This window comes from Ralstonia mannitolilytica, assembly GCF_000954135.1.
GTDB classification, from domain to species: Bacteria; Pseudomonadota; Gammaproteobacteria; order Burkholderiales; family Burkholderiaceae; genus Ralstonia; species Ralstonia mannitolilytica.
This window is the reverse complement of the sequence record NZ_CP010799.1, coordinates 3,121,367-3,133,012: the sequence shown is the minus strand read 5'-3', so window position 1 is coordinate 3,133,012 and position 11,646 is coordinate 3,121,367. Positions and strand designations below refer to the sequence as shown.

Annotated in this window: 11 protein-coding genes; 7 read left to right on the top strand and 4 right to left on the bottom strand. The window is 65.9% G+C overall.

From position 1 onward, the window contains the following. The first annotated feature begins 56 nt into the window (after positions 1-56). From TK49_RS14775 to TK49_RS14745, 7 genes are all read left to right on the top strand, one after another. Complete coding sequence (locus tag TK49_RS14775) at positions 57-617, top strand: transporter (RefSeq protein WP_045787379.1); 561 nt, start codon at positions 57-59, stop codon at positions 615-617. Next, positions 617-2,050, top strand: coding sequence for a PelD GGDEF domain-containing protein (locus TK49_RS14770; protein WP_045787378.1), 1,434 nt, complete (start codon positions 617-619; stop codon positions 2,048-2,050). The genes TK49_RS14775 and TK49_RS14770 overlap by 1 nt, the downstream gene beginning before the upstream one ends. A gap of 18 nt (positions 2,051-2,068) precedes the next feature. Beyond that, a complete protein-coding gene (locus TK49_RS14765; protein WP_045787377.1) occupies positions 2,069-3,055 on the top strand; it encodes a tetratricopeptide repeat protein in 987 nt (328 codons plus the stop codon). Beyond that, positions 3,052-4,683 (top strand): GT4 family glycosyltransferase PelF, encoded by a 1,632-nt coding sequence (gene pelF, locus TK49_RS14760; protein ID WP_045787376.1) that lies wholly within the window; start codon positions 3,052-3,054, stop codon positions 4,681-4,683. Before TK49_RS14765 ends, pelF begins: the two co-directional genes overlap by 4 nt. Next, positions 4,683-6,053 carry an exopolysaccharide Pel transporter PelG gene (gene pelG, locus TK49_RS14755; RefSeq protein WP_045787375.1) on the top strand — a complete coding sequence of 457 codons (1,371 nt, stop codon included), beginning with the start codon at positions 4,683-4,685 and terminating at the stop codon, positions 6,051-6,053. Before pelF ends, pelG begins: the two co-directional genes overlap by 1 nt. A gap of 151 nt (positions 6,054-6,204) precedes the next feature. Beyond that, on the top strand, positions 6,205-7,473 hold the full coding sequence (locus tag TK49_RS14750) for a D-amino acid dehydrogenase (protein ID WP_045787374.1): 1,269 nt from the start codon (positions 6,205-6,207) through the stop codon (positions 7,471-7,473). 112 nt (positions 7,474-7,585) lie between these two features. Continuing rightward, the gene (locus tag TK49_RS14745) at positions 7,586-8,509 is read left to right on the top strand and encodes a glutamate/aspartate ABC transporter substrate-binding protein (protein WP_045787373.1); all 924 of its coding nucleotides are present in this window, start codon (positions 7,586-7,588) and stop codon (positions 8,507-8,509) included. 74 nt (positions 8,510-8,583) lie between these two features. Here the strand turns inward: TK49_RS14745 and TK49_RS14740 are convergent, their stop codons facing one another. Genes TK49_RS14740 through TK49_RS14725 form a run of 4 tightly spaced genes read right to left on the bottom strand, consistent with a single transcriptional unit; the run spans position 8,584 to position 11,613 of the window. Beyond that, on the bottom strand, positions 8,584-9,333 hold the full coding sequence (locus tag TK49_RS14740; RefSeq protein ID WP_274520118.1) for an amino acid ABC transporter ATP-binding protein: 750 nt from the start codon (positions 9,331-9,333) through the stop codon (positions 8,584-8,586). Continuing rightward, positions 9,330-10,022 carry an amino acid ABC transporter permease gene (locus TK49_RS14735; RefSeq protein WP_045787372.1) on the bottom strand — a complete coding sequence of 231 codons (693 nt, stop codon included), beginning with the start codon at positions 10,020-10,022 and terminating at the stop codon, positions 9,330-9,332. Before TK49_RS14735 ends, TK49_RS14740 begins: the two co-directional genes overlap by 4 nt. Positions 10,023-10,024: 2 nt before the next feature. Continuing rightward, positions 10,025-10,720: an amino acid ABC transporter permease gene (locus tag TK49_RS14730; protein ID WP_045787371.1), complete on the bottom strand. Its 696-nt coding sequence runs from the start codon at positions 10,718-10,720 to the stop codon at positions 10,025-10,027. Positions 10,721-10,767: 47 nt separating this feature from the next. Then, positions 10,768-11,613, bottom strand: a complete 846-nt coding sequence (locus TK49_RS14725; protein ID WP_045787370.1) for an ABC transporter substrate-binding protein — start codon at positions 11,611-11,613, stop codon at positions 10,768-10,770. Positions 11,614-11,646: the final 33 nt, after the last annotated feature.

The window sequence follows — 11,646 nt, the reverse complement described above, 5'->3', positions numbered from 1 at the left end:
ACACAGGAACAGGCATACGGGGAAAGAACGACATGAAGCACACAACGGAGAAAGCAATGACACCCTGGCTCAACAAGATCAAGGCCGGCCGCCGCCGCTGGCTGGGTGCGGTTGCGGGCGTCGGGCTGGCGCTCGCGCTGTCGGCCTGCGCGGTCGTCGACAGCGGGCGCGCGCCGGCGACGAGCGCGTCCGATGCGTGGGTCGTGCTGCCCATCGCCAACTACACCGAAACGCCGCAGGCCGGGCTGCGCGCCGAGACCATCGTCGCCAGCCTGCTGAAGGCGCGCGGCTTCACCAACCTCAAGCAGTATCCGGCCAGCCTGAATAGCGAGTCCCTGTTCGAGCCGGCCGAGCGCGAGGCCGTGGCACGTGCGCTGGAATGGGCGCGTGGCGAAAAGGCCCGCTACGCCGTGACCGGCGCCGTGGACGAGTGGCGCTACAAGGTCGGCGTGGACGGCGAGCCCGCAGTGGGGATCACGCTGCAGGTGATCGACGTGCAGAGCGGCAACGTGATCTGGAGCGCCGCCGGCAGCCGCACGGGCTGGAGCCGCGACGCCGTGTCGGCCGTGGCGCAGAAGCTGCTGCGCGAGTTGCTGTCGCCGCTGGGCCGGAGCTGATGAAGACCGAAGCGGCACAACAGGCACGCGGTCAGGTCGGGTCCAACGAGCGCCGCCGCAACGCGCAGGGCATCGGCGCATCGACCTGGTATGGGCGGCTCATCGCACCGGCGGCTTCGAGCCCGACCGCCGTGCTCGAAACGCTGGGCGCCGCGGTGGCGGCCATCGGCCTGGTCTGGCTGTTCGTTCCGGACAATCCCTTGCTGCTCGGCTACGGTTTTCCGTGGATGTGGCTGGTGCGGCTCATCCTGGCGCTGCGCTACGGCACGCTGCTCGGCGCGATGGCCGCGCTGGTGGTGCTGGGCGCATGGTGGCTGTTCTACGGACACGCGGCCGCTGCCAGCGGCTTCCCGCGGATGTACTTCCTGGGCGGGCTGATGTTGGTGCTCATCGGCGGGCAGTTTGGCGACATCTGGGGCGCGCGGCTTTCGCGCGCACGCACCGTCAACGGTTATCTCAACGACCGGCTAGCCGCGCTCACGAAGAACCACTTCCTGCTGCGCCTGTCGCACGAGCGCCTGGAAAACGATTTGCTGGCCAAGCCCACCACGCTGCGCGACACGCTCACGCACCTGCGCAACATCGCATTGGCCGCGCGCGAGCATGGCGACGGCACAGCGCAGGCCGATGTCGCGCAACTGCCCGGTGCCGTGGCGTTCCTGCAATGGACGGCGCAGGCCTGCCAGCTGGAGGTTGCCGCCATGGCGCGCGTGACAGGCAACCGCATCGAGGCCGAACCGGTGGCGCGCGTGGGTGCACCATTCGAGATCGTGGCGGACGACCCGCTGATCCGCCACTGCATCGAGACGCATACGCTGGCGCATCCGCAGGCGCCCGAACTGCGCCACGAAGGCAGCTCGCGTTATGTGGCGTGCGCGCCCGTGCTCTCGGGCGCCGACGAGCTGATCGGCGTTGTGGTCGTGCAGCAGATGCCGTTCCTCTCGCTGTCGTACGAGAACCTGCAGTTCCTGATGGTGCTGCTCGGCTATTACGCCGATGGCGTGCGCCACCTCACCGTCAGCTCGGAGATTCTCGACCTCGTGCCCGATGCGCCGTACGAGTTTGCGCTCGACCTCGGCCGCCTGGCGCGGCTGCATCGCGATACCGGCATCGATTCGTCGGTGGTGGCGCTCATCTTTGACCAGGACGAAGCCAGCGATGCCTTGTTCGAGAGCGTCGTGCGCAGCCGCCGCGCGCTGGATGTCGTGTGGCAGGCCAGCGGCAAGGCGCGCCGCGCCATCATCACGCTGATGCCGCTGTCTGGCGCGGGCGCCGTGTCGGCGTACCTGGTGCGCATCGAAGACAGCCTGCGCGCGCAGTTCGGCGTGGATTTCGAAGGCGCGCATGTGAGCGTGCAGACGCTGCATGTGACCGGCGAGCACCCGGGCGAAGCGCTGCAGCGCTTCCTCACGCGCTGCCACCTCGACGGCTGAGCCAAGGGGCACATCGACATGTTCAAGCTCACGCTCGGCGGGATCGCGGCGCAGATCGCCGCAGTCACCATGGCACTGCGTGCCGGCAACAGCCTCGCGCTGCTGCTGTCGTGCCTGGTGCTGCAGGCGGGGGCGGCGGCGCTGATCGGGCTGGCTGCCTGGCGCCTGCTGCCGCGCCGCTATCGCGTGCCGTTCGTCTGGACGTACGGCTACCTGGCGGCCCTGTCCTTCTTCGTGCCGGTGGGCGGTGGCGTGGTCGTGCTGGGCGGCCTGCTGTTGGGCAAGCTGTTCCCTCGGCCCGAAGACGACAAGGACATCGCCGAGGTGGGGCTGCCCGTTTTCGTGGCGCACCTGGTCTCGCGCGTGACGCACGGCGGCGGGGCCCGGCTGCGCGCCCAGCTCGGCAACGCACGCGCACCGGTGCAGAGCCGCATGACCGCGCTGGTGGCCATGCAGTCGATGCCCACGCGCACCGCCAGCCCCGTGCTGCGCGACCTGCTGGCCGACCCCGTGGACGACATCCGCCTGCTGGCCTACGGCATGCTCGACAACGCCGAGAAGGTGCTCACGCAGAAAATCCTGACCGAGCTGCCGCGCCTGGAAGAGGCCGCCACGCCCGAGGCCCGCTACGAGATCAACAAGCGCCTCGCTGACCTGTACTGGGAGCTGATCTACCAGAACCTCGTGCAGGGCGACGTGTACCGCTATACCGCCGAGCAGGTCGAGCGCTACGCCAGCGCCGCGCTCGACATCCAGCCCGACAACGCCGCGCTGTGGTACATGCGCGGCCGGCTGGCACTGTCGCGCCGCGAGCCGGACGTGGCCGAGGCTCACCTGCGCCGCGCCGAGGCGCTCGGCTTCCCGCGCGACCGCCTGCTGCCGCCCCTGGCCGAGGCCTGCTACCTGCGCCGCGATTACGCGGGCGCGCGCGCGGCGCTGGCGCAATTCTCCAGCCGGTCGCCGCTGCCGTTGCTGCGCCCGCTGTTGCGCTACTGGACATCATGAGCGACGACCAATTCCCACGCGCCCAGTCCGCCGACGTTGCGCTCCTGCTCGAAGGGACGTTCCCCTACGTCAGCGGCGGGGTGTCGAGCTGGGTCAACCAGATGATCCGGGCATTTCCAGACATCCGCTTCGCCGTTGTCTTCATCGGCAGCCGCCGCGAGGATTACGGCAAGCCCGTCTACGCCCTTCCCGACAACGTGGTGCACCTCGAGTGCCACTACCTGTACGACTTCCCGCCGCCGCCGCTGGTACAGGCCAGCGGCGGCGATGCCGCTGCCTTCGAGCGCTCGCGCAAGCTGCACGATGCCTTGCGCCACGCCACCACTGCCGCGCACAGGGAAGAGACGGCCGAGCTGATCCGTGCCTCCATCGCCGACCTGCGCGACGGCGGACCGCTTGCCGAGGAGCAGTTCCTCTACAGCCACCGCGCCTGGGACATGATGACGGACTACTACCGGCGCTACTGCACCGACCCGTCGTTCACCGATTACTTCTGGACCGTGCGGATCATGCACAAGCCGCTGTGGCAGCTCGTGCGCATTGCCGAGAACCTCATCCCGGTGAAGGTGTTCCACACCGTTTCCACCGGCTATGCGGGCTTCCTGGGCGCGCTGCTGCGCTACCGGCGCGGGCGTCCGCTGCTGGTGTCGGAGCACGGTATCTACACCAAGGAACGCAAGATCGACCTGTTCCAGAGCCAGTGGATCCGCGACAACCGCAGCATCTTCGAAAAGGACATCGCGCAGATCAGCTATTTCCGCGACCTCTGGGTGCGCTTTTTCGAGACCATGGGCCGCGTCTGCTACGACGCCGCCGAAGAGATCGTCGCGCTGTATGAAGGCAACCGCCGGCGTCAGGTGCTCGACGGCGCGCCGGAAGAGAAGACGCGCAGCATCCCGAACGGCATCAACCTGCCGCGCCTGGCCGCGCTGCGCGAGAAGCGCCCGGCAAACGTGCCGCCTGTGATGTGCCTGATCGGCCGGGTGGTGCCCATCAAGGACGTGAAGACCTTCATTCGCGCGATGCTCACCATCACGCGCGAGATGCCCGATGCCGAAGGCTGGATCGCCGGCCCCGAAGACGAAGACCCGGAATACGCACAGGAATGCCACAGCCTGGCCGAAAGCCTGGGCCTGGGCGATCGCATCAAGTTCCTGGGCTTCCAGAAGATCGACGACATCCTGCCCAAGGTCGGCGTACTGGTGCTGAGCTCCATCAGCGAGGCGCTGCCCCTGGTGGTGCTCGAGGGTTTTGCCGCGGGCGTGCCGGCCGTGACGACGGATGTCGGGTCGTGCCGGCAATTGCTGTTCGGCCTCGATGGCGAAGACGCAGCCCTGGGTGCCGCCGGCGCGGTCGTCCGCATTGCCGACCCCGCCGCATTGGCCGCTGAAGTGCTGACGCTGCTGCGCGACGAAACGCGCTGGCAGCAGGCGCAAGCCGCCGGCATCGCCCGCGTCGAGCGTTATTACACGCAAGAGATGATGGTGGGGGCCTACCGCGCGCTGTACGACCACCTGCGCACGCTGCCGGACCACACCGCAGACACGGGTGCCAAGGCCGCTTCTGCTGCCGCGGCGGCGTGCCCGCACCACGCCCGGCAGAACAAGCCGCACGAGGGAGCCCGCTGATGGCCGGCATTGGTTTCGAACTGCGCAAGATGCTCAAGCGCGACAGCCTGCTCGGGCTGCTGCGCGCCTACACTTACGCCGGCATCATCAGTTCCGGGCCGTGGATCCTGTCCATCGTCGGAATCTTGCTGATCGGTATTCTCAGCCTGCCGTTCGTGATTCCGGGCTCGCTCATCACGCAGTTCCAGGTGTCGGTCACGTACCTGATTGCGGTGAGCCTGATCCTGACCGGGCCGCTGCAGCTTGCCTTCACGCGCTTCACGTCCGACCGGCTGTTCGAGAAGCGCGACGACCTGATCCTGCCGAACTACCACGCCGTGTCGCTGGTGATGACGCTGGTCGCGGGCGGGCTTGGGCTGTTGGTGATCCTGTTTGCGTTTGCGCAGCAGTCGGCCATCTACCGGCTGCTGATGCTGGCCGGTTTCGTGGTCATGGCCAACATCTGGATCGCGGTGATCTTCCTGTCGGGCATGAAGCAGTACAAGGCGATCGTCTGGATCTTCCTGCTCGGCTACACGCTCACGGTGCTGCTGGCGCTGCTGTTCAACCGGCTGGGGCTGGAAGGGCTGCTGCTGGGCTTCGTCACGGGGCAACTGTGCCTGCTGATCGGCATGGCCGCGCTCATCTACCGCAATTTCAGCGGCCGGCGCTTCCTGTCGTTCGAGGTGTTCGATCGGCGGTTCGCGTACCCGTCGCTCATGCTGATCGGGTTGCTGTACAACCTCGGCATCTGGCTCGACAAGTTCATGTTCTGGTATGCGCCGGGCACGGGGCAGCAGGTGATCGGCCCGCTGAATGCGTCGGTCATCTATGACATTCCGGTGTTCCTGGCGTACCTCGGCATCATTCCCGGCATGGCGGTGTTCCTCGTGCGCATCGAGACGGACTTCGTCGAGTACTACGACGCGTTCTACGACGCCGTGCGGGGCGGGGCATCGCTGGAGCACATCGAAGACATGCGCAACACGATGGTGCAGACCATCCGCGCGGGCCTGTACGAGATCGTGAAGATCCAGGCCATGGCCGCGCTGGTGCTGTTTGCGGTGGGCGCGTCGGTGCTGCGCGTGCTGCAGATTTCGGAGCTGTACCTGCCGCTGCTGTATGTCGACACCATTGCCGCGAGCTTGCAGGTCGTCTTTCTCGGCGTGGTGAACATCTTCTTCTACCTCGACCGGCGGCGCGTCGTGCTCGCCCTGACCGCGGCGTTTGTCGTGCTCAACGGCGTGCTGACGTGGATCACACTCCAGCTTGGGCCGGCCTGGTACGGGTATGGGTTTGCCGTGTCGCTGCTGCTGGTGGTGATGGCGAGCCTGGTGATGCTGGATCGGAAGCTTGGGCGGTTGGAGTACGAGACGTTTATGTTGCAGTGAGGGGATGAAACCGGGGATGCACCGAACACGCCCCGGAATCCCGAGGCAAAGACCCATAGCCGCACAACATCCCCCCCAACAACTCCGCATTTGCGCAACCCCGCCCACGCTCCTTAAGCTGCGCACCATCTCCTCAACTCGCAGCTCCTTCATGCACATCGCAGTCGTCGGCGCAGGCATCATCGGCATCAGCACAGCCTACGCCCTGGCTCAGGACGGCCATCAGGTCACCCTGGTCGAGCGTCATCCCGGGCCGGGCGAGGGCACCAGCTATGCCAATGGCGGCCAGCTGAGCTACAGCTACGTGGCGCCGCTGGCAGGCCCCGGCGTCCTGTCGCATGTGCCCGGCTGGCTGCTGCGCCGCGATTCGCCGTTGCGCCTGCGGCCCTCGCTCGACCCGGCGCTGCTGCGCTGGGGCCTGCGCTTCATTGCCGCGTGCAATCGTGAGCGTGCCGAGCGCACCACGCGCGAGCTGCTGGCCCTGTCGTTCTACAGCCGTACGCGCATGCAAGCGCTGCGCGAGGCGGCGCCGGACCTGGCGTTCAGCTTTGCGCGGCGGGGCAAGCTGGTGGTGCACCGCGATGCGGCGGCGTTTGAATCGGCCCGCGCGCAGGTCGGTTATCAGGCCACGTTGGGTTGTGAGCAGCACGCGCTGTCGCCCGACGAGACCATCGCTCACGAGCCAGCGCTTGCCGGCGTGCGCGACCAGATCGTCGGTGCCATCTACACGCCTGACGAAGATGTGGCCGATTGCCATCAACTCTGCGTCGGCCTGTTCAACCGGCTGCGTGAGATGCCGAACGTGACGCTGCGCTTCAATACCGGCGTGCAATCCTTGTGGACGGAAGGCCGCCGTGTGCGTGGTCTCAAGCTTGAGGATGGCGAACAGGTTGCTGCCGATGCGGTGGTGATGGCAGCGGGCGTGACGAGCGCAAGGCTGCTCAGTCCATTGCGCATCGACCCCGGCCTGTATCCGCTGAAGGGGTACAGCATCAGCCTGCCGTTGGAGGAAGGCGACGTTGCTCCGGTGATCAGCGTGACGGATGCCGCGCGCAAGATCGTCTATGCCCGCATCGGGCAGACGTTGCGTGTGGCGGGCATGGCCGATCTGGTGGGCTGGTCGACAGCGCTGGATACGCGCCGCGCCCAGACGCTGTATGACGAAACGCGCGCGCTGTTTCCGGGCGCCATGCGCGCCAGTGACGCGGGTGCCGATGCGGCGCCGTGGGCGGGCATGCGGCCTGCAACGCCAACGGGGGTGCCCGTGGTGGGGGCGTCGCCGGTGGAAGGGTTGTGGTTGAACGTTGGTCACGGAGCGCTGGGCTTTACGCTGGCGCTGGGCAGTGCAGGCTTGTTGGCGGATCTGATTGCCGGCCGCAAGCCCGCGGTTTCCCCAGTGCCGTATGCGCTGGCGTCGTGACACAAGAGCGAGATTCAAAAGACCGAGCGCGCAGGCTCGATGATGCGTATCCGGCCCGCGCCAATTGGTAACCCAAGTAGTCTGGAGCGAACACACCCATAGGAGGGGAAGCATGAAGACCTTGCATTCGACCAAACGTATTCTGTCTGGCCTGACGCTGGTTGCGGCCGGTGCGCTGGCCGCGCTGTCCACCGGTGCGCAGGCGCAGTCGAGCGACACGCTGGCCAAGATCAAGCAATCGGGCGTGATCTCGGTCGGCTATCGCGAGTCGTCCATTCCGTTCTCGTACCAGGCTGACGCAAACACCATCACCGGCTATTCGCAGGAGATCTCCAACATGATCGTTGCCGGCGTGGAAAAGGCGGTGGGCAAGAAGCTGCAGGTCAAGCTCACGCCGATCACGTCGCAGAACCGCATCTCGCTGCTGCAGAACGGGACGATCGACTTTGAGTGCGGCTCGACCACCAACAACCTGGAGCGCCAGAAGCAGGTCGCGTTCTCGAACAACATCTTCATCTACGGCATGCTGATGCTGGTGAAGAAGGACTCGGGCATCAAGGACTTCCCCGACCTGAAGGGCAAGACCGTGGTGACCACCGCCGGCACCACCGAAGACCGCATCCTGCAGAAGATGAATGGCGAGGCCAAGGACGCCGACAAGATGAACCTGATCCTGGCGAAGGATCACGGCCAGGCGTTCCTGACGCTGGAATCGGGCCGCGCCGTGGCATTCGTGATGGACGAGCCGCTGCTGTACGGCGAGCGCACCAAGGCCAAGAACCAGAACGACTGGGTGGTCACGGGCACGCCGCTGCAGACCGAAACCTACGCCTGCATGATGCGCAAGGACGATCCGGCGTTCAAGAAAGTGGCCGACGACGTGATTGCCGACCTGATGAAGTCGGGCAAGGCGAATGACCTGTACAAGAAGTGGTTCCTGTCGCCGATTCCGCCGAAGGGCCTGAACCTGAACTACCCGATGACGGCCGGCATGAAGGAGCTGTACGCGCATCCGAACGACAAGGCCATTCAATAAGCCGCGTTGCCGCGCATCCAAAGAAAACGGGGAACAGTGTTCCCCGTTTTTTTATTTGGCCGCTGTCCAAAGGTTCAGGCCGGTTCGCTCCACGGCGAGCGGATGTCCGCCAGGAAGCGTTGCGCCCGCGGGTGCTGCGGTCGCTGGAAGAAATCTTCGGGCGTGGCGCGTTCCAGCACCTGACCCTGGTCCATGAAGAGGACGCGGTCGGCCACCTCGCGTGCAAAGCCCATTTCGTGCGTGACGCAGACCATGGTCATGCCGTCGCGGGCGAGGTCCTTCATCACCTGCAGCACCTCGTTGACCATCTCAGGGTCGAGGGCGGAAGTCGGTTCGTCAAACAGCATCACCGGCGGTTTCATCGCCAGCGCGCGGGCAATCGCCACACGCTGTTGCTGGCCGCCCGACAGTTCGCTCGGATAGGCGCCGGCCTTGTGCGGCAGGCCCACGCGCTCCAGCAGCCCCATCGCAAAGTCCTTGGCTTCCTGGGGCTGCATGCGCTTGAGCTGCACCGGGGCCAGTGTGCAGTTCTGCAGGACGGTCAGGTGCGGGAACAGGTTGAACTGCTGGAAGACGAAGCCGATGCCGCTGCGCAGGGCGTTCACGTTCACGCCATGCGCGTGCACGTCTTGCCCGTTGACGGTGATGCGGCCCTTCTGGATCGCTTCGAGCCGGTTCAGCGTGCGGATGAGCGTGGACTTGCCCGAGCCCGACGGCCCGCACACCACCACCACTTCGCCCTTGGCGACGGTTTCGTTGACGTCGACCAGGGCGTGGTAATCGCCGTACCACTTGTCGACGTGTTCGATCGTGATCATGTTCATGGTTTGGATGGAGCACGCGCTGCGAGCCGGCGCTCCAGGTAGAACGCCACGCGCGTCAGGCTGAAGCACATGACGAAGTAGCTGATGCCGAGCAGGCCGTACACCTCGGCGGACTTGACCATCACGGCGGTGCTGATTTGCCCCGCCACGAACGATACCTCGGGCAGGCTGATGATGTAGCCCAGCGACGTCTCCTTGATGGTGGAGACAAGCTGGTTGACCAGCGACGGCAGCATGTTGCGCAGCGCCTGCGGCAGGATCACGAGCCGCATCGCCTGCATGTACGACAGGCCGAGGGAGCGCGCCGTTTCCATCTGGCCGCGCGGCAGGCCCTGGATGCCGGCGCGCACGATCTCCGCCAGGTAGGCGCCGTCGAAGATCACCAGCGCGGTAAGCATGGTGCTGAACTGGTCGGTACGGTGCCCGGTGACGGTGGGCAGCAGGAAGTACGCCCAGAAGATCACCATCAGCAGCGGGGTGCCGCGCACCACGTAGACCAGCGCCGTGGCCGGCACGCGCAGCGCGGCGATCGGGCTCACGCGGCACAGGCCCAGCACGATGCCCACCGGCAGCGCCAGCACGAGGCCGGCCGATGCCAGCAGGAACGTCAGCGCCAGCCCGCCCAGCGGCCCGTTCGGATACTGGCCGACGAGGTAATAGACGCCGTAGGTCTGGATGAGGTCGAGCATGGCTACAGCGTCCTCACCGGAAAGCGATGCTGGTACCAGGCCGAGAACACCGTGATCGCGATCGAGATGGTCAGATAGGCCGCGGTGGCAAACGCAAAGGCCTCGAAGCCGCGGAAGGTCGCGCTTTCCACCTGCTGCGCCTGGTACATCAGCTCCGCCACGCCGATGACCATGGCGATGCTCGAGTTCTTCCAGAGGTTCAACGTTTGGCTGACCAGCGGCGGGACGGTCACGCGCAGCGATTGCGGCAGCACCACCAGCCGCATGGCCTGCAGGAACGAGAGTCCGAGCGCGCGGCTGGCCTCAAGCTGTTCCTTCGGAATCGAGCGGATGCCGCTGCGGATGTCCTCCGCCATGTAGGCCGCCGTATACAGCACCAGCGCAATGACGGCGCTCGCCGCCTCGTAGTTCAGGCTGTAGAGCCAGTCGCGGATGAACTCCGGCAGGATCTGCGGCGCGCCGAAATACCAGAACAGCATGTGGGCGAGCAGCGGTACGTTGCGGATGGCCTCGACGAACGTCTGGCCGATGCCGCGCAAGGGCGCAACCGGCGCCAGCCGCAGCAGCGCCACGACGATGGCAAGCGGCAGCGCCAGCACGAAGGCCAGCACCGACAGCTTGATCGACAGGAAGAAACCGCTGACGAGCCACTGGTGATACTGCCCCGAGAGCAGCATCGACAAATCGAATTGGGGCATGGAATCTCATACCGCCCAGCGCAGCGTCTGGGCGGCCCGACGTGCAATTAATCGATCTTGTCGGTCGAGATCTTGAAGGCGCGCGGCGGGAAGTTCATCTTCGTGCCGGGCCCGAACCACTTGTCGTAGAGCTTCTGCGCTTCGCCGCTCTTCTCCATGCCGAGCAGCACGTCGTCCACTTGCTTCTTGAAGCCCGCCTCGCCCTTGCGGATGCCCAGCGCCATGTGCTCGGTCGACAGGCTCTGCGGCAGGATCGCGTAGTCCTTGGCCGTCGGGCCCATCTTGGCCATGTTGCCGACCAGCGTGGTCTCGTCGTTCACGTAAGCCACCCCCTTGCCTTGTTGCAGCGCCAGCAACGCCTGCGGGCTGTTGTCGAACGACACGACATCGGCATTCTTGATGGTCTTGGCGATGTTGGCTTCCATGGTGGAGCCCTTGACCGTCAGCAGCTTCTTGCCATCGAGCTGGGCGAGGGACGTGATGCCGCTGCTCTTCTTGACCATGGCTTTCTGGCCGGTGATGAAGGTCGACACCGAAAAGTCGATCTGTGCCTCCCGCTCGTGGTTGTGCGTGAGCGAGGCGGCCAGCAGGTCGACGCGGCCTTGCTGCAGCTCGGGCAGGCGCGCGGCCACGGCCAGTTGCTTGAGCACCGGCTTCACGCCGAGGCTCTTGGCCACGGCATCGCACATGTCGACGTCATAGCCCACGATCTCGCGGCTCATCGGGTCCTTCAGGAAGCTGAACGGCTCGTCGGTGCCGAGCACGCCGCAGACGAGTTCGCCTTTCTTCTTGATGTCGGCGAGCTGGTCGGCATGCGCCGTGGTGGCGACCAGCGTGGCAGCAGCGAGGACGGCGGCGCCGGCCAATTGCGTCAGACGTCGGTCTGTTTTCATCGTGTTTCCTCCTTGACGACTTGGGTGGGTGAC